Source organism: Dolichospermum sp. FACHB-1250, from assembly GCF_014696335.1.
Taxonomy (GTDB): Bacteria; Cyanobacteriota; Cyanobacteriia; order Cyanobacteriales; family Nostocaceae; genus Dolichospermum; species Dolichospermum planctonicum.
This window is the reverse complement of sequence record NZ_JACJPZ010000059.1, coordinates 1-23,712: the sequence shown is the minus strand read 5'-3', so window position 1 is coordinate 23,712 and position 23,712 is coordinate 1. Positions and strand designations below refer to the sequence as shown.

The following is a 23,712-nucleotide window of genomic DNA, read 5'->3' as shown; positions in this document are numbered from 1 at the left end:
TGCGACCATATATATAAGTTGGATTCCAGTCAAATAGCGATCGCAGGTGTATTTATAATTTTGGCAAACCCCTTGACAAAATTCTGGGTTTTGATTATAGTTATGTTAAGGGTAGAAAAGTGTGCGACCATATATATAAGTTGGATTCCAGTCAAATAGCGATCGCAGGTACTTGTAATTTTGGCAAACCCCTTGACAAAATTCTGGGTTTCGATTATATTCATGTTATGGGTGGAAAAGTGTGCGCCCATATATATTAAGTTTGATTCGAGTCAAATAGCGATCGCAGGTATTTATAATTTTGGCAAACCCCTTGACAAAATTCTGGGTTTTGATTATAGTTATGTTAAGGCTGGAAAAGTTTGCGCCCATATATATAGAGGTTATAGAGAGATTTGTTATTTCCCCGTCCTCCAGATAATAAAGACCACCAATTTATCGAACCATTGAACCACTTGGAAAATCCGGGAAACAGTAACAAGGGAAAAATCACAGAACATAGATCGAATAACTACGATAGAATAACTACTTTTCAGAAGACAACAAAACCCGAAATCCGTAGTAGTGATGACGAGCATTATACAAGCCTTGGTTACGCATTGAACAACGACAACAACCGGCAAAGTATAGCCATGCACCACCGCGCAACACCTTATATTCTCCAACAGGATTAATCAAAGCATCACCATTTATAGGAGCATTTATATAATTTTCTTCCCAGTCATCTTCGCACCACTCCCATACATTACCGTGCATATCATACAAACCAAAAGCGTTAGGGGGGAAAGTTCCTACATCTGTGGTTTGTTGACGATATTCCCCTTTTTGAGCAGCAGCATAGGAATAGTTGCCATCATAATTCACCAAATTCGGGGTAATACTTTGACCGAAATAAAAAGGTGTCGTCGTCCCCGCTCTACAAGCGTACTCCCATTGTGTCTCACTGGGCAACTTGTAGTTCTTACCTGTGTTTTCGCTTAACTTTTGACAGAATGCAACCGCATCATCCCAACTTACCCTTTCAACAGGACGATTATCACCCTTGAAGTGAGCGGGATTGTTGCCAATTATAGATTGATATTGCGCCTGTGTCAAGGGGTATTTAGCGATAAAAAAACTCTTAACAGTAACTTGGTGTCGGGGACCTTCGCTATTTGTTCTTCCCGCTTCATTTTCTGGTGAACCCATGTAAAATGTACCAGAGGGTATTTCTACCATTTCCAACATCACCCCATTTCCCAAATCTTCCACAAAGTATCTGGCTGCATGGTTGCGTTTTTTGATAATCTTACCATAAGCGTTGGTAGTGACAGTTTCAAAGTGGAAAATTTTTAGATTCTTGTCAATAGGGTTTTGAGAGACTTGAATATTTTGGCTTTCTTGTTTAATTCCTAAAAGCATAAACCATTCTTCTATTGATTGAGGACGTTTTTGATAATCTAATTCCATTCCTTTGAGAATAGCGTCATTCACTTTTTGACTAATATCAGCATTGTATTTTTGAGGTGGTTCTAGAGCAATGTTCATATCTAACATAATCTTAGCATTCAGATAAGTGTTAGGTAGAGGAATGAAAGGAGGTTTCTGAACTGCAATAATTACATACAATGTTGCTGCTAAAGCATAAATATCTAAAGCAGGAGTAAAATTACTTGTATTTTCAAATTGTTCAGGAGGTGCAAAAACAGGAGTTTTGGCATTTGTTAAACTCATCAATTCCGCAAAGTTGACTTCTCTGGCTAAACCAAAATCAATTAATATGGCTTTATTGTCAGATTCTCGCAGTAAGATATTCGCAGGTTTAATATCTCGGTGCAGATAATTACGACCATGAATATAACTTAAAGCTTCTCCAATGCCTTTAATAATTGATAAACCTGCACTTTCACTAAAAACACCATTCGCGTATAAATATTGTTCTAAATTTTTGCCTTGAACATATTCCATCACCATACAAGATAAACCATTTTCTTGAAACAGTTCAGGATACACTTTGACAATGTGAGGATGATAAAAGGTAGCTAAAACCATCGCTTCGGTATTGAATTTATCCTGTTCTTCAGTTAAGAAATTGGCAAAACCTTCTGTGCTTCCATATTTATCTCTATAACGTTGTTGGAGAAAAAGAACATTGAGACTTTTGATAGCTACTTGTGTTTTGCGTTTATGATCTTGCGCTAGATAAGTAACACCAAATCCTCCTTGTCCCAAAATATCAATAATTTCGTATTGTCCTTTTTTTAGTTGTTGTCCTAGAGTAAAATAACTCATAATTAACCATCATTAATGTAATTTCTCAATATCTGTTATTACAGATTCCTAATTACTAAGAAAATCAGACACAGTTTTTTGACAATATATCATAATTACAGCACAATTTGTGCCAAAATTTCCCTGTGAGGATATAGAAATATCAGTAAAAACCAAAAAACGCCGAAAAAAAGATTTTATGGTGTTGACAAAAAACTTTGAATATGTTATCCTTATCTTGATAAGGAAGAACTATCTACAATTAATTTCTGATTCCCCTACATAACTGAATCATCTAGTCAATCAGACACAGTTTTTTGATCATGTCTCATAATTACAGCACAATTTGTGCCAAAATTTCCCTGTGAGGATATAGAAATACAAGTAAAAACCAAAAAACGCCGAAAAAAAGATTTTATGGTGTTGACACAAAACTTTGAATATGTTATCCTTATCTTGATAAGGAAGAACTATCTACAATTAATTTCTGATTCCCCTACATAACTGAATCATCTAGTCAATCAGACACAGTTTCTTGAACACATATCATAATTACAGCACGATTTGTGCCAAAATTTCGCTTTGAGGATATAGAAATACAAGTAAAAACCAAAAAACGCCGAAAAAAAGATTTTATGGTGTTGACAAAAAACTTTGAATATGTTATGCTCATCTTGATAAGGAAGAACTATCTACAATTAATTTCTGATTCCCGTAGGTAAGTGAATCATCTAGTCCATTTGGTATAGTTAGATGGTTTTAAGCTTCAATTGTGACACATATGATTATGTTTAACTATATCTGACAATATTTCTGTTATTTAAACTAAATAGTATTTTTTATGTCTAACATAGACATAACAGAAGCCTGAGTCTTTGTCAAGTCTTGATGAATTAAATTATCCGAATTAGGATATCCGAGATGTTAAGCTTTACAGGATGAAGTTAAAAATAATTATGTAATTAGATTAGTGTTTGTAGTGTTTGAAAAAATTATGTATATGGGCGCACCATTCTCAATCTATAACATAAACATAATATAAATCTTCGGATTTGTCAAGTATTGAATAGTTGCGGATTTTCTCCACCCAACCGATAAAACCTTCATACATAAATGTAACCTATATACATAGGTGTGATATATAATATTAACCAATAAATTAAGTTTTTGTATCTAACGTAACAGTAACACTATTTAAGATGTGCTTATGATACAAGCATCAAAGTAAATGCTGATATTTTTAACTATAAAAGTCCAGCTTTAATCACAGCTTTTCTAGCCCAAAAAACAGCAATGAATAAACGTATCCGCCCTTTTTATCGCCTTCTAGCACTAGCTATAGGTTCAATGGTGTTGGCAATTTTCGCGCCTACAGTTGTCCAGGCCGCAGACCCGGTAACACTGGAATCCTTAGACGCAACAACCAAACAATTACAAATTTCTGTTGATACTACCTGGGTATTACTCACAGGCTTTTTAGTATTTTTCATGCAGACCGGTTTTTCGATGTTAGAAGCAGGTTTACTGCGCCAAAGAGGTGTAGTTAATGCCCTATTGGAGAACTTTATTGATGCTGCCCTCACCATTTTAGTGTGGTGGGCTGTGGGCTTTGGAATTGCTTTTGGTACAAGTAGTGGTGGGTTCATTGGTACAGACACCTTTTTCTTAAGTCAATTACCCGTTGACGGTGCTTTTAGTAATGGTAACGTGCCAGGAATAGCCTCCCAACTCAATGCTTACACTTTGTTTTTCTTCCAGTTTGCCTTTGCGGCTACTGCCAGTACAATTACTACTGGGGCAATGGCAGGAAGAACGGACTTTGTTGGCGACTTAATCTACAGTGGTATTATGGCGGCATTTAGCTATCCCCTCGTCGTTCATTGGATATGGAACTCCAGTGGCTGGTTAGGAAAAATGGGCTTTCATGACTTTGCTGGTAGTACCGCAGTTCACACCGTTGGGGGTTGGACAGCCTTAGTTGGTGCTTATTTACTTGGACCTCGTCCCGGACGTACTGCTTGGGGAAAAATTCCTCCCGCCCATAACTTAGGTTTGGCGACTTTGGGAACTATGATTCTCTGGTTTGGCTGGTATGGTTTTAACCCTGGTTCAACCCTGGGTACTGCTAATCCTGGCTTAATTGGTTTGATTACTCTCAACACTACCCTGGGCGCTGGTTCTGGGGCCTTAGCATCCTTATTTTATCAATACAAACGTTCAGGTAAATGGGATTTAGCCTATTGTCTGAATGGTTCTTTAGCAGGGTTGGTAGGTATTACCGCCGGTTGTGCTTTTATCGCACCCTGGGCTGCGGTTTTGATTGGTTTAACAGGTGGAATTTTAGTAATTTTCGGCATTGATATTATTGAATCATGCAAAATTGATGACCCTGTGGGAGCATTTGCTGTTCATGGTATTAATGGCATGATGGGTACACTAGCAGTAGGCTTTTTGGGTCAACCAGAATTGACTTTGAATAAAAAAGCTGGTCTGTTTTTGGGTGGCGGTTTTGACTTGTTGGGTGTGCAGATTTTGGGCGTAGTTGCAGTATCAGTTTTTACTGTTGCTTTTGCCTTTGTCATGTTCAGTGGGCTTAATTTTATTGGTAAGCTGCGTGTTAATCCTGAAGCTGATAAGATTGGGATTGATAAATATGAACACGGTGCAACTGTTTGGCCTGATGTTTATGACAGTGAGGAGTTTCTACAAGAGTAAAAAAAATACTCTAGAAATCCTCAAGTTGACCCGTAGTTGCGAAATTATCAATCAGAAAAATTAGATATCCGACTTCTTTGAGAAGTCGGGGATCTTTTTATTTACGGGCTGCTGGCTAACTACCGGGGATGGTAATATCTATGGTTGTTACCTTCGTGGCTAAGTTAGTTAATGGTTGTTTGATTCCAGTTTGATTTCCTACTACTAAAGTAACTAAATTTTCCGGTTTCAAGTATTTCTGTGCTACCCGTTTGACATCTGCTACTGTAGTAGAATTAACGGCTTTTTGATAGCGAAATAAGAAATCAGCCGGATAACCATAATATTCGTATCGCATTAACCGAGATAGGGTTTGACTAGGATTTTCAAAGTTGAAAACAAAGGAATTTAGCGTAGAGTCTTTAGCATTATTTAATTCCTTAGTCGTGACATTTTCAGTTTGTAACCGCTTGATTTCCGTTTGTAGTGATTTGATGAATTGAACTGTAGTTTCCGTGCGAGTTTGTCCTCCAGCAATAAACATTCCGGGATAGTCAAAACGGGGGTTCCAGAGACCATATACAGAATAAGCTAAACCTTGACGCGATCGCAACTCATTAAATAAACGTCCGCCAAAACCATTTAGAATACCATTCATGACATCCAAAGCTGGATAATCAGGATTATTGAATTTTCCACCCAAATGACCAATTAAAACACTACTTTGAGTGAGTTGGGGTTGATTAACAAAATATACACCACCTAAATTAGCTTGGGTGACTTGTGGTAATTGGGTTTTAGTAATTTCAGGACTTGGTTTCCAGTCACCAAATTTGGATTGAATGAGCGATCGCATTTTTTCAGGATTAAAATCGCCAACAATGCCTAAAATCAGATTATTGGGGTGAAAATATTGCTGATAAAACTTGAGTAAATCATCACGAGAAATTTGGTCAAGAGTTGCATATTCAACTGTACGCGCATAAGGACTTTTTTTGCCATAAATTAGCTTTTTAAACTCTCGACTGGCGATACTATTAGGACTATCATTGCGACGAGAAATATCACCACGAATTTGAGTTTTTTCCAAATCCAACTTGTCTTGAGCAAACGCAGGTTCTCGTAATACCTCAGTAAATAGCCCAAAAGCCATTTCTAAATCTTCCTTGAGAGCTTCAAAACCTACACTACCAACAGATTCCCCCATATCTGTTTCCACGGATGCGGCTCGTTGTTCTAAAATCTCATTTAACTCATCTGCGGAATGTTTTTGAGTCCCACCACTCCGCAAAGTAGAACCCACCAAACCAGCTAAACCAGCTTTTTGGGCTGCTTCCCAACGACTACCTGTTCTTACCAAAGCCATACCACTGACCAATGGTAGCTCATGATCTTCCATCAAATAAACTACCAAACCATTTTTTAGTACATACCGTTCATACTTGGGTAACTTAACCGCTGAAACCGGGGGAAACTTCAATTCATTGTAATACTTTGCTGTCGTTCCTGCCCAAGAAAAATTTAAATTTACGAAGAAACAAGCAACAACCACTACCAAAGTAAAAACAAATCTTTGTCCCCTAGAAAACTGGAATTTTTTGTTTTTCAAATCAAACCTCAACATACCTATCTTCTCTATTTTCAATTTTTTGAGCCTAGCTTTTCTCAAAGAGACATTTTCAAACTCTTCCTTTCTGCGACTCTGCGAATCTGCGTGAAATAAAACCTCAAATTTCATCCTGGTTGTTTTGACAACAACTTGCCAACAATGCGATTTTCTGGCGTAAAAGTAGCACGAGCTACTCTTTGAATATCCTCAGGAGTCACTGCTGCAATTTTATCCAATTGCAAAAACAAATTACGCCAAGAACCGGTTTTTACTTCATATTCTAACAACTGTTCGGCCATACCTGAATTAGAATCTAAACTGCGTAATAAATTCGCTCTAGCTTTGGTTTTTAATCGTTGTAATTCCACCGCAGATACAGGTTCAGTTTTCAATTTATCAATTTCTTGCCTTAAAGCGATCGCTACTTCATCTACTGTTTTTCCTGGAGATGTTAGGGCATAAAAGAACATTAAATTGGGATATTTATCCCCAGGAAATCCGCTATAACCTTCAGCATTTAAAGCTAAGTTTTGTTTTTCCACCAAGGACTTATAAAGTCTTGATGTTCTCCCGTCACTCATTAAACTACCGATGATTTCATAAACTGCATGATCAGGATCGGTAATAGCTGGAACATGATAACCTTCCAAATACCAAGGTTGAGTAGATAATTCTAAAGTAACTTCCCTAGTCGCAGTTTGTTGGGGTTCTATTGGTAGTTTTTGTTGGGGTTTAGGTTTAGCTCGATAACGTCCAAAATAAGTTTGTGCCAGTTTTTTCACTTCATTGGGGTTAACATCTCCCACAATAGCAATAGTTAAATTACTAGGAGCATAATAAGCATCGAAAAACTTCCTCACATTCTCCGGTGTTAAGTTGCGAATGTCTTGATCATAACCAATTACTGGTCGTCGGTAAGGATGAACTTTGAAAGCAGCATCTATGAACTTTTCTACCATCTGGCCGATAGGAGAATTTTCTACTCGTAAGCGTCTTTCTTCCAAAATTACTTCTTTTTCTTTATAAAATTCTCGAAAGACAGGATCTAAAAATCGATCAGATTCTAAAGACATCCACAATTCTAATTTATTCGCAGGAAAACTATAAAAATAGCGGGTAGCTTCTGAGGATGTATTAGCATTTAAACCCACACCACCAGCTTGTTCGACAATTTGCCCCATTTCGTTCTGTTTAACTAATTTTAGGGCTTGGGATTCTACTGATTTAAACTCGGTTTCTAACCGCGCTATTTCATCTTTTTGATTGTCGGCTTTGGCGATTTTAATTTGGTTATCCAACTTTTCTAATTTTTCCAGCAGCGGGGCCTCGGCTTTGTAGTCTTTAGTACCGATGCGCTTTGTCCCTTTAAAGGCTAAATGCTCTAAAAAGTGGGCTACACCCGTTTGTCGATCTGGTTCATCAATACCACCCACATCAGCATAAGTCAAAAAGGAAACTACTGGGGCTTGATGTCTTTCTAAAACAATGAATTTTAATCCATTATCTAAGCGAAATTCTGTTAAACGATTAATTACTTGTTCTAGATAAGGCTGAATGGAATTTTGGGGCGGTTGCAGGGCTATGGCCATTTCTGGTATCCACCCCCAAGTTAAGACTATCAACGCTAAACTAGTTGCTAATAGACGACGGAATGGGGACTTTTTAACGTCACCGGTCAGCAAATTTAAAATTGTCTGGTGCATAAGCAAAAGTTAAAGTAAGTTAACATTACTTGAAAGATAGAATAATTAACACAAAAAGAGTTAACCTTCTATGAAGATTTTTGTAATTTCTGCATCCCTCGTTGCACAATAAGACTACCAATCCTGTTTTGGAGATATCAAAATAGATATCAAAATATTATGCGAATTTTTAATTCTCCGCCATCATCAGAAGTCCAGACACGCACACGAATTTTGCAAGCAGCACAACGATTGTTTGCTACGAAGGGATTCGAGGGAACTACAACCCGTGATTTAGCACAAACCGCAGGGGTAGCCGAAGGAACCCTCTTTCGTTATTTTGACAATAAAAAAGCAATTTTGGTGGAAGTGGCCACTAATGGCTGGGTGGATATTCTCACAGATTTACTCACAGAACTCAGCGAAATGGGTAGTTATAAGGCTATAGCCCAAGTTATGCGTCGTCGGATGTGGAATTTACAAAAAAACACCGACATTATGCGTGTTTGCTTTATGGAAGTGCAATTTCATCCAGATTTGCGCGATCGCATTCAAACCGAAGTTATTGATAAAATGACAGATGTGGCTGAAGCATTTTTTCAAACAGCAATAGACCAAGGCATCTATCGTCAGATAGATGCCAAACTTGGCGCTAAGGTATTTTTAGGTTTATTTGCGATCGCCGGTTTTGCTGATCATACCCTCATAGAACCCAACGCCTCCCCCCAAGAAATGCAAAAAATGGCGGAAGGGTTGGCGGATATCTTTCTTAATGGCGTTTTAGCAAAGGAATAGCTAATTACCCATCGCTTGCGCTTGATGACTCCACTGTTGCACTAATTCAACTGCTGGACACAAATTGCGGCTGTGTAATGTTGATACTTGCAAGCGCATGACTTGTCTATGTAATCTATGCGTGGGAGTTTGCGCTAATTGGGCTATGGAAATAACACCAGCGTGAAGCAATATACCGCAATATTGAGTCCCCACACTGGGAACACGGGCTAAACCTGCTAAAACTACCCATTTATTCACAGAGTGAAGATCTACTTGCAATTTACCCGCTAATATTATTCTTTCTTCTGGAGTTTTTCCTCTTGTAATTAGTTCTTCTGTGGTATTGATACCACAATTCTTCAGTTGGGCTTGCTCTTCTGCACTTAATCCTGGTAAATCTTTAACAGGCCAATCAGACTTTTGGAGTAAACTTCTATTATTTGCACGGTTAATGGTCATTTTTCAGTTTTTAGTATGGGTTATTTATCTAAAAATTCAGAATTCACTTATACTCCTCCTCCCCCACTATAACACTTTTATTAAATCGCCATCCTTCTTTAGTCCGGCATCATTGACTTTAATTGATAAGTTAGCAAAAAAGAGGAAGAATTAGCAGGATAGGAATAATTAATAATTAAACTCAATACTTGAAATATTTTGAAATATTTTGAAATATTTTATAGTGTAGGGTGGGCATTACCCACCTAACTATAACTAATTAGCAACTTCAGCCATTTCAATTACCCGTCCGTCATAATCCTTAACTAAAAAATTCAAAGGCTTTTGATTGCGAATTTTGAACTTTAAACCCCGGACTTCCACTCGCATTAAAATTAATTCTAGACACTCATGATCAAAACAAACATGACGCTGCTGATCCTTTGTCCCTAAACTAGCACCTGTGATAATATGTAATTGAGTATTTTTTTTCAGTTGATACCATAGCCCGTCATTACCATGATTCACGTTACTGTTAGACCAACTGGGACTAGTAGACATATACAGCGGGTCAATACCTGTTGCACCAATGGTTTGCTCATAATTGTAATAATAGTGCAAAGGGACTTCCGCTACGGGTAAATCTAACAATCCTTCATACAACTGTCGGGCAACTTCTAAATCTGATACCATAACAGTATAAACTTTAGGAGCGCTACTCAGAAACATCCACATGGCACCAGCGTAAGCCGCCAGCAGCATAATCATAATCCCTTGGGTGGAGAATAGGCTATCCAAGGGCAGGGAAGGCAAGAATGAGCCTAAAGTTAGTGGACTTAGCAGGAACATTATGGAACTAGCTTCTATAACCATGAACAAACACTATCAAAATATTGGTATAAAGGAGGCGCTTTTAATAGCGTCTATTAAGACTAACATTAAGTCCTTGTTTCTAGTTTATCAATAATCTAGTAGTCTGATCTTAGTTTATTTAACTGACTTTCACATATTATTAATGATCGCTTAACCATTCATTGGTATATTTTAACAGTTATCTAATCCAGAGATTGTGAAAATTCCCTACTTTCCCCCTACTAATCACCCATTGGTAAAGTCGCTATTTGATCACAGTGAGCAAGAATTACTGAGTCTGTTTCGACAATATCCAGATTCTGGCAAGTATTTTACAGTGATTTTTTGCCGTTATAGCTCGATATTAATTATATACTTTAAGTTGGCATTCGGCGCGATCGCCTGTACAAGCCGATTATTGGTTTGCTCTGGGCGGCATATATTTTATTTTATCAATTAGGTAAACTAGATTTAAGCTCACAGGACGACTTAACCCTACAAAACTGGTTAATTGAAATGATGGAAGTTACCAGTTATCTAGAAGAGATTTATCGAATGCTAGAAGCTGAATTACCTGCTGATATTCGGGCTATTTATTTAAGCGAAAATTCAATTTAGTTTCCGCCGTAATTTCTTGATTAACTATTTATTATAAAATAGGACTATTTACTATCAAGCCATAGCATGAATTTAAGCAATTGTAAAAAATTCCCAGTTTTGACTTCTGATATCGTCCTGTTTACCTGTTTATCCATTACTACAGGTGCAAAAGGAATTGAGATGATAGAACAAATTCACTATCCTTTAAATAGTTCCCCAGGGCAATGATCATGAGATTTAGCAGATGAAGTGCTAAAATAGGAAATAAGTCATGTTTACTAATCAAAGACAACTATGATACTATAGTCAGCAGGAGGATAAAAAGTCAAAAAATAAAAAATTCACCCAATCAGACGATAGATTACATAAATCAAATGATTATCATCAGGTTTTGTCTATAAAATAGACTCACTAATTTTTGTTCCTCAACTTTTTTAATCATGATTTTTTACATAGAAATTCCCTTAATTGGCAAAAAAGTTAAATATCCATTACGTTGGTTAATCGGTTTAATTGCTAGTGGTGTTTTAATTGTAGGAACAACAGCCACTATCAAAACCATCCAGCAAGGAAATAAACCACCAGATATAACTAAATTGACTGTCCCAGTGGCGGCAAAAGATATAACTGTTCGCATTACGGCTAGTGGTAAGGTCCAACCAATTCAAAGCGTCAATATTAGTCCTAAAAGTTCTGGACTGTTGGCAGATTTAAATGTTGAACAGGGACAAACAGTCAAGAAAGGACAAATAATTGCTCGCATGGATAATTCGGAAATTAAAATGCGAATTATCCAATACAAAGCTAATTTAGAACAGGCAAAAGCGCAGTTAGCCGAAAGCCTAGCGGGAAGTCGTCCCGAAGAAATTGCCCAAGGAAAAGCCCGTGTAGTCCAAGCACAGGCTCAATTAGCGATTATCCGTGAGGGGAATCGTTTACAGGAAATTCAACAAGCACAGGCTCAAGTAGACTCGGCAAAAGCTGCTGTAGAACTAACTCAATCACGGTTAAAACGTTATCAAGATTTAGCAAAAAATGGGGCAATTTCTCAAGATAGTTTAGAACAATACATCAGTGAAAATAGAAAAGCAAAAGCCAATTTAGAAGAAGCACAAAAACGATTATCCTTACTGAAAATTGGCAACCGTAACCAAGATATTCAAAAGCAACAAGCAATAGTTAATCAGGAAAAGGAAGCTTTAAGAAAATTAGAAAATGGTAGTCGTCCCGAAGAAATTGCCAGATTAAAAGCAGCAGTAGCTAGTGCAGAAGCTCAATTAAAACAACAACAAGTACAATTAGAAGATACAATTATCCGCGCTCCTTTTGCAGGCGTTATTACTCAAAGATACGCGACAGTGGGGGGTTTTGTTAGTCCTGCTGTTTCTGCTTCCAGTAGTGCTTCTGCTACCTCAACTTCTATAGTAGCTTTAGCCAAAGGATTAGAAGTTTTAGCAAATGTTCCTGAAGTGGATATATCCCAAATTAAACAAAGACAAAAAGTAGAAATTACTGTTGATGCTTATCCCGATGAAATCTTTCACGGACAAGTGCGTTTGATTGCTCCTGAAGCGGTAGTTGAGCAAAATGTCACCTCATTTCAGGTGCGGGTTACTGTTAATAAAGGGTCTGAAAAATTGCGTTCAGGAATGAATGTGAGTGAAGTGACATTTCTTGGTAATAACATCCAAAACGCGCTGTTAATTCCCCAAGAGTTAATTGTTACTCGCAAGGGAAAAACTGGAGTATGGTTATTAGGTGAAAAAAATCAACCTGAGTTTAATCTAGTCAAAATTGGTGCGAATATTGATAACGAAGTTCAAGTTTTAGATGGTCTTAAAGCCGGAGATCGGATATTTATTGACCTACCTAAAACCAAGGAAAAGGGGAAGACAGAACAGAGTAAAGAAAATAAAAATTAAACATTAAACATAAAACATAAAACATAAATTATGGACATTTTAGAAAGCGTGAAAATGGCAACTACCACCTTATTAGCTAATAAGTTGCGGAGTAGTTTGACCATGTTGGGAATTATTATTGGTAATGCCTCAGTTATTGCTATGATTGGGATTGGAGAAGGGGCAAAAATATTTACAAATAAACAATTTCAATCCTTAGGACCTAATACTTTATTTGTTATTCCCGGTAGTCCAGGAACTCGCAGTAGAGCAACAGGAGTACCGAGAACTTTGGTTTTACAAGATGCTAAAGCGATCGCTAAACAAGTCCGTGCAGTCAAAGAAGTTGCTCCAGAGATTAATAACCGAATTACAATCACTTATCGCAATCGAAATACAACAAGTACGGTTATCGGTACTACTCCTAATTATCCCACAGTTCGTAGTTTAGAAATTAAGGAAGGAAGGTTTTTTAATGAATTCGATATTAAACGGAGTAAAAGAGTAGCAATATTAGGTCCAGATTTAGCCAATAAACTATTTGATAATCAAAATCCTCTGGGTCAGAAAATCCGCATTCAAAATACTACCTTTCAAGTAATTGGTTTAACCGTAGCCAAAGGTTCTTCCTTTGGGAGTAACAATGATGATACCGTCTATATTCCCATTAATACCATGTTTAGTCGTTTAGTGGGGAGAACATCCCCTTTTGGTATTAATATTGCCATGATTTCTGTATCAGCGAATGATGAAAATAGTATATCAGCAGCAGAGTTTCAAATGACAAATTTACTGCGTCGTCGGCACAAAATTATCCGCGAAGATGATTTTACCATTCAAACCCAAAAGAACCTCTTAGAAATCAGTAATTCAATTACCGGAGGATTGACAATAATGTTGGCTGCAATAGCTAGTATTTCCTTATTTGTGGGTGGTATTGGGATTATGAATATTATGCTAGTTTCTGTGACTGAACGTACTCAAGAAATTGGACTGCGTAAAGCTATCGGTGCAACGCAACAGGACATCCTTTTGCAATTTATGATTGAAGCTGTGATATTATCAGTAACTGGTGGTTTAATCGGCATTATTTTAGGTGGTGGTAGCATCATTTTAGTGGGAATATTTAGCCCTTTTCAATCTACAATTTCCCCAGCAGCAGTTCTTTTAACTGCGAGTGTTTCTGGTGCTATTGGTTTATTCTTCGGTGTCGTTCCGGCACGTCGTGCGGCTCAACTTGATCCCATGGTAGCACTAAGAACGGCGTAAAAATAATTAAAATTACAGATTTAGTATCGGTTTAACCATGAATTATCGGGGCAACCACGGGGGGTTTGCCCCTACATAAAATCGCCATTTTGTGGATTACAGAATCGGTGTTCTAGTCATCGCATTTTTAATTAAAATTCACACAAACAGCAATCTCTATGCTACAATGACAGTCTACATGAGGATAAATCTTTATGGCTAATACTCTGACTTTTAATAATACGAATGTTCCCCAAGCTGCACCAGAATCAGCAATTATTTGTTTAGAGGATATTTTTAAAGTTTATGGAATTGGAGATATAGAAGTTAAAGCACTTAATCAAGTGAATTTGGTGATAGAAAAAGGTGAATATTGTTCGATAATGGGTCCTTCTGGTTCGGGGAAATCCACAGCCATGAATATTATCGGTTGTTTAGATCGTCCTAGTCAGGGAAGTTATTATTTAGATAATTTGAATGTCGCGCAAATGAGTGATACAGAATTGGCGCATATTCGTAATAAAAAATTAGGGTTTGTCTTTCAACAATTCCATTTATTAAACCAATTAACAGCCTTAGAAAATGTCATGTTACCAATGGTATATGCTGGTGTTAAACCTGGGGAAAGAAAAGAACGAGCCACAGAAGCATTAATCAAGGTCGGTTTAGAAAAACGCCTCAATAATAAACCTACCCAATTATCAGGAGGACAACAACAAAGAGTAGCGATCGCTCGCGCCATTGTCAACCGTCCCGTTGTTCTCCTGGCTGACGAACCCACCGGCGCACTTGATTCTCATACAACTCAAGAAGTATTAGATTTATTTAGTGAACTTAATAGCAGTGGGATTACTGTTGTTATCGTCACCCATGAATCAGAAGTTGCGCGTCAAACTAAGCGCATTGTTTGGTTTCGTGATGGTGAAGTTGTTCATTCTCATCTTACTCCCAATGAATTACATCAGGTTGTTATATCTTAAATTTTGGTATTGTTGAATTGAGATATGAAATTCTAGAATTGAACCTTTTTTTAAAACTCTGACCTTTGCGTAAGACTAAAATTCATCTGCTTAATCAACAATACTGTTTTACCTTCTACCATTTTTTTGTCCCTGGATTATATTTTGGATAGGTCTAATATGATGAGGAAGGTTCTAATTGCGGTTAAATATTGCAAGATGGAAAGTTATCCCCTGGATTATGGGAACGACTTGGTTATGTTTCCTATCCAGTTCCCTAGCGATCAGGCCCTACCAAAGTCGCGCCTTCACTAAGGAGGGAACATTTACCCCCCAAATTGAGGGAGCTGCTGTTGATAAAAATGGAAATTTATATGCTGTGAGCTTTGGACAAAAGGAAACGATTGGTCGGGTTACTCCAGATGGGGTTAGCAGCTTATTTGTTAATATGCCCAAGGGTAGTACCGCTAATGGTATTCGGTTTAACCGTCGAGATGAGATGTTTGTCGCTGACTATACAGGACACAAGGTGCTGAAAATCACTCCAGAGGGAAAGATCAGTGTGTTTGCTGATGAACCCAAAATGAATCAACCAAATGATTTGGCTATTATGGACAATGATATTCTCTTTGCCAGTGATCCCAATTGGAAAGAGGGTACGGGTCAGTTGTGGCGTATCAATAAAGATGGTAAAACTGAACTCTTGGAAAAAAATATGGGAACGACCAACGGCATTGAAGTGTCACCAGATCAAACCAGACTTTACGTTAATGAAACTAAGCAACTTAGAGTTTGGGTATATGACTTAAATTCAAAAGGTGAAGTAAGTCACAAAAGACTACTACATCAATTTTCAGATGGTGGTTTAGATGGAATGCGTAGCGACATCATGGGAAACCTGTATATCACCCGCTGGGGCAAAGGAGAAGTTGTCAAAATGTCTCCCGAAGGAAAAATCCTCAAAACCATCCGACTCATTGGTCAACAACCAACCAATATTGACTTTGGAGGCCAGGATGGACGCACTGGCTTTGTGACTATAGCCGATAAAGGCAATATAGAGACCTTTCAAGTGGAACATCCGGGCAGGTCTTGGAAAATGCGGCATCGTGCTAAAAATGCTAATTGAAAAAATCCTTGATTCGTAGGTTGGGTTGAAGCACGTTCACAAAGTGTGGCGAAGCCATGACCCGACAAATGCGTATTTGTTGCGCTGTCGCTTAAACCAACCTACAAAAAATGGCGAAGGTATTGAGAAAAAGGAATAGCTTTCTCAGAATTTTAAGGAAGTGGGTTCAAGCCAGTCTAATCTTTACGTGGTTAATCTTTTCAATATCTGCAACCCCTAAACCCAGTGCCGCAGCAATCATTATATGCTGCGGCTGGCGCATATCAAATCCTTCTTCCTCCGAGGTTGTTCCTCCCGTAATACCTGTTTGTTTGGCTGGAGATTGGACTCCCATTCTCCCGGTTTTGGCCACAGGAGGTAGATTCATTGCAGCACGCTTGGCATCAATGATTTGCCACTCAATGCGATCCATGGCTACTGGATCTGTAGCAAAGAGCAGGGAGCGATAAGGCCAAGTATAGGGCGAATCCTTTTTACCAAAAGGACCCTTTTGATACACTCCTACCAATCCATCCATAATGTTAAGCACAGTCTTTTCTCGAATGGGCTGGAGGGAACAGATAGTAGGAATGAAAATATTACAGGCGTTAGTTTCCGGTTTTGCATGACTGCGGGCGACATTATTAACTAGTCCATGAGAGAGGTTCTTCAAAGCACCAGTGATACCAGCGGAACCATGATCTTTGAGTACGGGAATATTAATTAATTTGTTAATTTGCTTGGAGACTATATTACAAAGATGCGATCGCCGGGTACGATCATCTTTGGGGTCGTGAAGTTTGGGATCAATAAGTTCCATATAGGCGTAAACTTCTGGATCGTATCCCTTAATATCAAGTTGAACATCGTCATACTTTTCTACTGCACCTCCACCCCGCACACCATCCGGGAGATGTTTTTGGTAGCCAGCTTTAGCCCACATATCGCCATAGCGATCAAAAATAATTATATCTTGTGGTTTAACACCAGCAGACTTCAATCCATCAACGACTTCATAAATTAAGACATGATTAGAGATAGCCAGCGGTGCGCCCACTGGGTTAACCTTAATTCCTACTACATCCCCACGCTCAAACATGGAACGCCAGGAACTGACATTATCTGCTGCACCTGTTAACTCCATCATGCCACGGGCAACCATCTGGCGAACTGGTTCACGACGAAATTCACCATTAACTACAGATTCAATATGCCCGACTTCCACAACCCGTCCGGGGAAGGAACCTGGGATACCTAATCGTGAAATTACTGGTGTAGCTGTTGCCAGAGAAAATTTGTGGAATATTCCCATCACACTACCCGCCCCTACTGAGAGTGTTCCTAATAAAAGCTGACGGCGGTTAATGTTTAAGAAGTTATCAGAAAAGTTACTCATACCTTAAAAACCAGATATCTGATTGGGGTGAAACTAGCGAAGATTAGCAATAAAGGGTTTCTACCTTGAAAAACGTAGTTTTTTGAAATTACAACATTTCCCTGACTGAGATACACCATTAGCGGGCAAGATGCCCGCACCACAAGAGTTTTATCATTAATATCTGTACCTCATAACACCGGAAATTGATCTTCTTGTTAAAGCTCAGAACTCAGACCAAAACCTAACTATTGACGCACTCATTCACAAAAATCACGAAAAATTGGGTTTGAGATTGTCAAATAATCAGGCTTGATTCTTACACAATTAGCAAGAGATTACTATCTATCCAAAGGTAGTTGCCAACAGTTTGAAATGACGGGATTTTATTTGTTAGTACAGACTATGGTTAATTTCTACGGTGTTTAAGTCCTAAGCCCTAATTACTATGAAACAATTGAAAAATTTTCAATACAAAAAAATACTCAATGCTGCTCTTTTATCCCTATTAGTTATATTATTTATACTTTTTTCATCCCTGACAGCATTTGCACGTAGCCAACCATTTTATACTATTTTTTACATAAGTACACCAATAATCATTGATGGCAAATTAGATGAGCCAGGATGGACGGCTGCGCCGGATGTAGGGAAATTCAAATTTCCCTGGTGGAATTCGGGGAAGCAAGAACAAACAGTCAGTAAATTGCTGTGGGATAATGATAATTTATATGTATCTTTTATTGTTGAAGATGCACATATTTGGGCAGAACAAACTCAGCGTGATAGTGCAGTTTATGAGGACGATTGTGTAGAAGTGTTTACAGCACCGAATGTAGATAAACCCCAGGTCTATTTTAATATTGAAATGAACGTGCGGGGGGCATTTCTAGATCAATTTCATCCTCAAGGTCCAGTACGGCCATTCACCTCCGCATGGAATGGTGAAGGCATAAAAATTGCTACCTCAATTGTCGGGACGCTAAATAACGACAGTGATACAGATAAATATTGGATTTTAGAAGCGGCGATTCCCTTCAGCAATTTTGCTAAGGTAGCCAAGAATACACCACCCAAATCAGGAGAAATTTGGCATCTCAACCTGAACCGCTTAGGTGGTAAAACAAATCCACAGCATAGCCAATGGTCTTCGGGCCAAACTCCAGACCCCCAATTTCATGTTCCCGAAGATTTTGGCCGTGTGGTATTTTTAAGAATGGAGAGTCCATTTTGGCAAAGATAAAATAAATTTTGGCAAAATAGGTAAAGATTGTAGAGCCGAGAATCCCTACCCATTGAACGTCTATGACCAATATTTTGTGTTCCTCAAAATGAATACTAGACCCGAATCTATCCCCAACTGGGAAGAAGAACTAGACAGTGCCATTTTTACCTTTGACGATATTCAAGCGGAACTTAATTACAAACAAGCCAAAACCGCATTACGAAACTTAGTGAATAATCTGGATCTTTCTCCTGGGGAAAAATTAGGTTTAGAAGCTGAAATTCACGATTTGGAAACTATGCTAGATAAATTAGAAAGCATGGTAGTCCAAATTGCTGCTTTTGGGATGGTAGGACGTGGTAAATCTTCTCTTCTTAATGCTTTAGTTGGTGAAGAGGTCTTTGTTACTGGTCCTTTACATGGTGTGACTCGTGATGCTCAAATGGTAAATTGGAGTATTAGTGAAGAAGTTTTGGGAACTTTGAAAGCTACATTACCTAGCAACGGCCAATCTCAAGTGGAATTAATTGATACTCCCGGATTAGATGAAGTAGACGGTGAAACTCGCGCCGCTTTGGCTGAACAAATCGCTAAACAAGCTGATTTAATTCTGTTTGTGATTGCAGGAGATATGACTAAAATTGAACAACTAGCTTTATCTCAATTACGAGAAGTAGGTAAACCGATAATCTTGGTCTTTAATAAAGTTGATCAATATCCTGAAACTGACAGAATTACAATTTACGAAAAAATTCGAGATGATAGGGTACGAGAATTACTTTCACCAGCAGAAATTGTCATGGCTTCCGCTGCTCCATTGGTAAGAATTGCAGTACAAAATTCCGATGGTACTAGGAGTGTAAAATTACAAAAAGGTAAGTCGCAAGTTGAAGAACTAAAATTAAAAATTTTGGAAGTTCTCCACCGTGAAGGTAAGGCTTTAGTGGCTTTAAATACTATGCTGTATGCTGATCATGTCAATGAGCAATTGGTACAGCGTAAACTGATCATTAGGGAAGAAAATGCTAATCAGTTAATTTGGAAAGCAGTAATTACTAAAGCATTGGCGATCGCCCTCAATCCTGTTACAGTAGTTGATATATTAAGTGCTGTCATTATAGATATTTCCTTAATTTTAGGTCTATCTAAACTTTATGGTATCCCTATGACAGAAACTGGTGCTGTCAAATTACTCCAAAAAATCGCTGTGAGTATGGGTGGTATTGGTGCTAGTGAACTATTCGCAAATCTTGGTTTAAGTGGTTTAAAAACTTTGTTAGGAATCTCAACAACAGCAACCGCAGGAATGACAATTGGACCCTATTTATCCATAGCTATTACTCAAGCAGGAGTAGCTGGTGTCTCTTCTTATGGTATCGGACAAGTTACTAAAGCTTATTTAGCAAATGGTGCAAATTGGGGACCAGATGGACCAAAGGCAGTAGTTAATCAAATTCTCTCAACTTTAAATGAAACTTCGATTTTAAACCGCATTAAAGATGAATTATTGATCAAAGTTAAACTGAGAAAAAAAATCTCAAATTAATCTCAAATTAATCTCAAATTTATGAATATATCTTATGAGTAAAAAATATCCTGATTTTCGTTTAAGATGGTCAAATTACATGACATTAAATCATTATGTTCAGGGAAGAAGCTAAGTGGTTAGCAAATATAATCTATTCTCTCAATCCTAACAGTGTATTCCCTATGCTGAATATTGGTAGTTCTAACAAAAAATTTAGAGAAGAAGAACAACCCTGGATTGATGAGTTATTATTCAAACCTGCCAGAACAAAAGGCTACTCAGTAATTCATACGGACATAAAAAATGATATAGGTGTTGATCTCGTCGGAGACTTATGCAGCCTTGATTTTTTAAAGAAACTTTCAGAAATGAATATTCAATCTGTTATCTGCTCCAACCTATTGGAACACATCAATAACAGAGAAGAAATAAGTAAAATTATTAGCTCTATTGTCCCTAAAAATGGCTATCTTTTCGTGACAGTTCCCTATAAATATCCTTATCACTGCGATCTTATTGATACAATGTTTCGACCCAGTATCCAGGAATTAAGTAGCCTGTTTCCCGATTTCAAAATTGTCAATGGGGAAATTCTCCCAGGAGGTTATTTAGTAAAATCTACTACTACTACGCCCATATTGTATACACTAGCGATGTTGATTCGACTTATGTTACCCATTTACCAACCATTGCGTTGGTTTGATTCTCTAAAATATGCTTTATGGCTATTCAAAGATATTTCTGTTAGCTGTGTTGTCTTAAAAAAAGTTAATTAGGGCTTGCTGATAGCTTGTGTGGTGTCTCTCGTTCCCGCTCTCCAGACTGGGAATGCAGTCCTAAAGGTTCTACCTCCGAATAATGAACCATGAAGAAACTTTCAGTGGTCAGTAGCATCAGTATAAACAAGTCGGTTCTAAATGTGTAATTTATTTCGTAGGATGACTGAAAATCCCAAACATTGCGCCTTTGCGTCTGGGCGCGAAAAATAATTCATAACTTTTGATACCAGAGATACTCAACTTGTGCAAGAAATGGGAAATCTGTTCTTAATAATGAATTTAAGGCAAAGGTGGAGTCGTTAGGTGCTAACCTAAGAGATGATATCGCTTGATCTGGGGTCTTAAAGAACCCACTTGTGAAAAACAGCTTCAATCATTTAGGCGCAGCATGGTCACCACCGCAGAAAAAACAAACATTGGGTACATTACCCAAATCATTGGTCCGGTTGTAGACGTTAAATTCCCCGGCGGTAAATTACCCCAAATCTACAACGCTTTAACTATCACTGGCACAAACGAAGCTGGACAACAACTGAAATTAACCGTTGAAGTACAGCAACTCCTGGGCGATAACCAAGTCCGGGCTGTAGCTATGAGTACCACAGATGGTTTAGTCCGTGGTTTAGAGGTTGTTGATACTGGCGCTCCAATCACTGTACCCGTTGGTAAAGCTACCTTGGGACGGATTTTCAATGTTTTGGGCGAACCTGTAGACAATCAAGGTCCGGTAAACGCTGAAGCATATCTAGCTATTCACCGGGACGCTCCTAAATTCACAGAGTTGGAAACCACTCCTTCTGTGTTTGAAACCGGTATTAAGGTTGTGGATTTGCTAACACCCTACAGACGCGGCGGTAAAATCGGTCTGTTCGGCGGTGCTGGTGTGGGTAAAACCGTGATCATGATGGAATTGATCAACAATATCGCTACCCAACATGGTGGTGTATCGGTATTTGCTGGTGTGGGTGAACGCACTCGTGAAGGTAATGACCTTTACAACGAAATGATGGAATCTGGAGTTATCAATAAGGATAATCTCAATGAATCCAAAATCGCTCTAGTTTATGGTCAAATGAATGAGCCACCCGGAGCAAGAATGCGGGTTGGTTTATCTGGCTTGACAATGGCTGAGTATTTCCGTGATGTGAACAAGCAAGACGTATTGTTGTTTGTTGATAATATCTTCCGCTTTGTCCAAGCTGGTTCTGAAGTATCGGCGCTCTTGGGTCGGATGCCCTCCGCTGTAGGATATCAGCCTACTTTGGGTACAGATGTGGGTGCTTTGCAAGAACGGATTACCTCTACTACAGAAGGTTCTATTACTTCTATTCAAGCTGTATATGTACCTGCCGATGACTTGACCGATCCTGCTCCGGCAACTACCTTTGCTCACTTAGACGGAACAACTGTATTATCTCGCAGTTTGGCTTCTAAAGGTATCTATCCTGCGGTTGATCCTCTGGGTTCTACTTCTACTATGTTGCAACCTGGCATCGTTGGTAGTGATCATTATGATACTGCACGAGCTGTACAATCTACTCTGCAACGTTACAAAGAATTACAAGACATTATCGCCATTCTTGGTTTAGATGAATTGTCTGAAGAAGACCGTCTCATTGTCGCACGGGCGCGGAAAGTTGAACGGTTCTTGTCTCAGCCTTTCTTTGTCGCTGAGGTATTTACTGGTTCTCCTGGTAAGTATGTGAAGTTGGAAGATACCATTAAAGGATTTAAACAAATTCTTTCTGGTGAGTTGGATGCTTTACCTGAGCAAGCTTTCTACTTGGTAGGTGATATCAACGAAGCTAAAGCTAAAGCAGAAAAGCTCAAAGGCTAATGGCTAATGGGTAATGGGTAATGGGTAAGAAGTTCCTCCCAATTACCAATTACCAATTACCAATTACCAACCATAAGTAGAAACTAAAGAATATGACTCTGACCGTTCGTGTAATTTCCCCAGATAAAATCGTTTGGGATGCTGAAGCTGATGAAGTAGTTTTACCTAGCACTACTGGTCAGTTAGGTGTCCTGAGTGGACACGCCCCCATGTTAACAGCTTTAGATATTGGTGTTATGCGTGTTCGGGCTAATAAAAATGCCAATTGGCAAGCGATCGCTCTTTTAGGTGGGTTTGCTGAAGTTGATGAAGATGAAGTGACAATTCTAGTCAACGGTGCGGAACGTGGTGACTCAATTAAACTTGAAGAAGCCCGCACTGCTTTTAATGATGCACAAACACGCCTAAATCAAGTTACACAAGAAGATCTTCAAGGAAAAATCCAGGCTACAAAAGAACTTAAACGCGCTCGCGCTCGTTTTCAAGCTGCTGGTGGTTTGGTGTAAATTTAATTACAACTGCTGGATTTTCAGGGTGGGCTGTTTGTCCACCCTATTTTATTGGTATTTTATTTTAATTTCATTAGCTTTACAGCAGTTATCCGTTTATGAAGTACAGATATTAATAATAAAACTCTTGTGGTGCGGGCAAGATGCCCGCACAAAGTGTACCTCACTCAAGCCGAACTTGCTTTATCTTTTAGATACAGCAGTTATCCGTTTATGAAGTACAGATATTACAGCAGTTTCCGAAGTTATGAGGTACAGTTAGTAATAATAAAGATAATACTGTCATGAAAGCATATTCAGTGGATCTCCGAGAAAAAATAGTTGCAGCCCATATTGAGGAA

Annotated in this window: 17 protein-coding genes and 1 pseudogene; 12 read left to right on the top strand and 6 right to left on the bottom strand. The window is 38.4% G+C overall.

All coding sequences use genetic code 11. The features are described from left to right. Nucleotides 1-525: 525 nt before the first annotated feature. Entirely contained in the window at nt 526-2,271 is a 1,746-nt protein-coding gene (locus tag H6F39_RS17325; RefSeq protein ID WP_137909529.1) for a bifunctional serine/threonine-protein kinase/formylglycine-generating enzyme family protein, read from the bottom strand. Nucleotides 2,272-3,543: 1,272 nt separating this feature from the next. On the opposite strand from H6F39_RS17325, the gene H6F39_RS17320 reads away from it, so the two are divergent. Then, a complete protein-coding gene (locus H6F39_RS17320) occupies nt 3,544-4,965 on the top strand; it encodes an ammonium transporter (RefSeq protein ID WP_190371623.1) in 1,422 nt (473 codons plus the stop codon). Nucleotides 4,966-5,080: 115 nt separating this feature from the next. Here H6F39_RS17320 and H6F39_RS17315 read toward each other — a convergent pair whose 3' ends face one another. Together H6F39_RS17315 and H6F39_RS17310 are read right to left on the bottom strand one after the other, a co-directional pair. Further along, a complete protein-coding gene (locus tag H6F39_RS17315; RefSeq protein WP_137908244.1) occupies nt 5,081-6,568 on the bottom strand; it encodes a pitrilysin family protein in 1,488 nt (495 codons plus the stop codon). Between the two features lie 110 nt (nt 6,569-6,678). Then, on the bottom strand, nt 6,679-8,256 hold the full coding sequence (locus tag H6F39_RS17310) for a pitrilysin family protein (protein ID WP_190371622.1): 1,578 nt from the start codon (nt 8,254-8,256) through the stop codon (nt 6,679-6,681). A gap of 159 nt (nt 8,257-8,415) precedes the next feature. Here H6F39_RS17310 and H6F39_RS17305 point away from each other — a divergent pair, with 159 nt between their 5' ends. After that, nucleotides 8,416-9,030, top strand: coding sequence for a TetR/AcrR family transcriptional regulator (locus tag H6F39_RS17305; RefSeq protein ID WP_137908242.1), 615 nt, complete (start codon nt 8,416-8,418; stop codon nt 9,028-9,030). Here H6F39_RS17305 and H6F39_RS17300 read toward each other — a convergent pair whose 3' ends face one another. Continuing rightward, nucleotides 9,031-9,471, bottom strand: coding sequence for a DUF4332 domain-containing protein (locus H6F39_RS17300; protein ID WP_137908241.1), 441 nt, complete (start codon nt 9,469-9,471; stop codon nt 9,031-9,033). It lies immediately after the preceding gene. Between the two features lie 255 nt (nt 9,472-9,726). Continuing rightward, nucleotides 9,727-10,323, bottom strand: coding sequence for a glyoxalase-like domain protein (locus H6F39_RS17295; protein WP_137908240.1), 597 nt, complete (start codon nt 10,321-10,323; stop codon nt 9,727-9,729). Between the two features lie 196 nt (nt 10,324-10,519). Between H6F39_RS17295 and H6F39_RS17290 the strand changes: the two are divergent. The 5 genes and pseudogenes from H6F39_RS17290 (at nt 10,520) to H6F39_RS17270 (ending at nt 16,139) form a co-directional block, all read left to right on the top strand. Beyond that, nucleotides 10,520-10,920: pseudogene (locus H6F39_RS17290) on the top strand (hypothetical protein). Nucleotides 10,921-11,342: 422 nt separating this feature from the next. Beyond that, nucleotides 11,343-12,824, top strand: a complete 1,482-nt coding sequence (locus H6F39_RS17285) for an efflux RND transporter periplasmic adaptor subunit (RefSeq protein ID WP_190397119.1) — start codon at nt 11,343-11,345, stop codon at nt 12,822-12,824. Between the two features lie 30 nt (nt 12,825-12,854). Further along, nucleotides 12,855-14,072 carry an ABC transporter permease gene (locus H6F39_RS17280; protein ID WP_137908238.1) on the top strand — a complete coding sequence of 406 codons (1,218 nt, stop codon included), beginning with the start codon at nt 12,855-12,857 and terminating at the stop codon, nt 14,070-14,072. Between the two features lie 194 nt (nt 14,073-14,266). After that, the gene (locus tag H6F39_RS17275) at nt 14,267-15,031 is read left to right on the top strand and encodes an ABC transporter ATP-binding protein (RefSeq protein WP_028085333.1); all 765 of its coding nucleotides are present in this window, start codon (nt 14,267-14,269) and stop codon (nt 15,029-15,031) included. Between the two features lie 178 nt (nt 15,032-15,209). Continuing rightward, complete coding sequence (locus H6F39_RS17270; protein WP_199290969.1) at nt 15,210-16,139, top strand: SMP-30/gluconolactonase/LRE family protein; 930 nt, start codon at nt 15,210-15,212, stop codon at nt 16,137-16,139. Nucleotides 16,140-16,305: 166 nt separating this feature from the next. Here the strand turns inward: H6F39_RS17270 and H6F39_RS17265 are convergent, their stop codons facing one another. Beyond that, entirely contained in the window at nt 16,306-17,514 is a 1,209-nt protein-coding gene (locus tag H6F39_RS17265; protein ID WP_190397118.1) for a DUF362 domain-containing protein, read from the bottom strand. Between the two features lie 427 nt (nt 17,515-17,941). On the opposite strand from H6F39_RS17265, the gene H6F39_RS17260 reads away from it, so the two are divergent. From H6F39_RS17260 to atpC, 5 genes are all read left to right on the top strand, one after another. Beyond that, nucleotides 17,942-18,736 carry a carbohydrate-binding family 9-like protein gene (locus tag H6F39_RS17260; protein ID WP_190397117.1) on the top strand — a complete coding sequence of 265 codons (795 nt, stop codon included), beginning with the start codon at nt 17,942-17,944 and terminating at the stop codon, nt 18,734-18,736. Between the two features lie 88 nt (nt 18,737-18,824). Beyond that, the gene (locus H6F39_RS17255; RefSeq protein ID WP_137908235.1) at nt 18,825-20,264 is read left to right on the top strand and encodes a GTP-binding protein; all 1,440 of its coding nucleotides are present in this window, start codon (nt 18,825-18,827) and stop codon (nt 20,262-20,264) included. A gap of 95 nt (nt 20,265-20,359) precedes the next feature. Next, the gene (locus tag H6F39_RS17250; RefSeq protein WP_190397116.1) at nt 20,360-21,022 is read left to right on the top strand and encodes a methyltransferase type 11; all 663 of its coding nucleotides are present in this window, start codon (nt 20,360-20,362) and stop codon (nt 21,020-21,022) included. A 391-nt stretch (nt 21,023-21,413) separates the two neighbouring features. Then, complete coding sequence (gene atpD / locus H6F39_RS17245; protein WP_190397115.1) at nt 21,414-22,862, top strand: F0F1 ATP synthase subunit beta; 1,449 nt, start codon at nt 21,414-21,416, stop codon at nt 22,860-22,862. 92 nt (nt 22,863-22,954) lie between these two features. Then, nucleotides 22,955-23,368 (top strand): ATP synthase F1 subunit epsilon, encoded by a 414-nt coding sequence (gene atpC / locus H6F39_RS17240; RefSeq protein ID WP_137908232.1) that lies wholly within the window; start codon nt 22,955-22,957, stop codon nt 23,366-23,368. Nucleotides 23,369-23,712: the final 344 nt, after the last annotated feature.

Bases quoted from the DNA above. Each gene is read 5' to 3' on its own strand.
- H6F39_RS17280 (WP_137908238.1), top strand. From the start codon at position 12,855: ATGGACATTTTAGAAAGCGTGAAAATGGCAACTACCACCTTATTAGCT.
- H6F39_RS17325 (WP_137909529.1), bottom strand. From the start codon at position 2,271: ATGAGTTATTTTACTCTAGGACAACAACTAAAAAAAGGACAATACGAA.
- H6F39_RS17265 (WP_190397118.1), bottom strand. From the start codon at position 17,514: ATGAGTAACTTTTCTGATAACTTCTTAAACATTAACCGCCGTCAGCTT.
- H6F39_RS17255 (WP_137908235.1), top strand. From the start codon at position 18,825: ATGAATACTAGACCCGAATCTATCCCCAACTGGGAAGAAGAACTAGAC.
- H6F39_RS17295 (WP_137908240.1), bottom strand. From the start codon at position 10,323: ATGGTTATAGAAGCTAGTTCCATAATGTTCCTGCTAAGTCCACTAACT.
- atpC (WP_137908232.1), top strand. From the start codon at position 22,955: ATGACTCTGACCGTTCGTGTAATTTCCCCAGATAAAATCGTTTGGGAT.
- H6F39_RS17285 (WP_190397119.1), top strand. From the start codon at position 11,343: ATGATTTTTTACATAGAAATTCCCTTAATTGGCAAAAAAGTTAAATAT.
- H6F39_RS17275 (WP_028085333.1), top strand. From the start codon at position 14,267: ATGGCTAATACTCTGACTTTTAATAATACGAATGTTCCCCAAGCTGCA.
- H6F39_RS17300 (WP_137908241.1), bottom strand. From the start codon at position 9,471: ATGACCATTAACCGTGCAAATAATAGAAGTTTACTCCAAAAGTCTGAT.
- H6F39_RS17310 (WP_190371622.1), bottom strand. From the start codon at position 8,256: ATGCACCAGACAATTTTAAATTTGCTGACCGGTGACGTTAAAAAGTCC.
- H6F39_RS17250 (WP_190397116.1), top strand. From the start codon at position 20,360: ATGTTCAGGGAAGAAGCTAAGTGGTTAGCAAATATAATCTATTCTCTC.
- H6F39_RS17305 (WP_137908242.1), top strand. From the start codon at position 8,416: ATGCGAATTTTTAATTCTCCGCCATCATCAGAAGTCCAGACACGCACA.
- H6F39_RS17315 (WP_137908244.1), bottom strand. From the start codon at position 6,568: ATGTTGAGGTTTGATTTGAAAAACAAAAAATTCCAGTTTTCTAGGGGA.
- atpD (WP_190397115.1), top strand. From the start codon at position 21,414: ATGGTCACCACCGCAGAAAAAACAAACATTGGGTACATTACCCAAATC.
- H6F39_RS17320 (WP_190371623.1), top strand. From the start codon at position 3,544: ATGAATAAACGTATCCGCCCTTTTTATCGCCTTCTAGCACTAGCTATA.
- H6F39_RS17260 (WP_190397117.1), top strand. From the start codon at position 17,942: ATGAAACAATTGAAAAATTTTCAATACAAAAAAATACTCAATGCTGCT.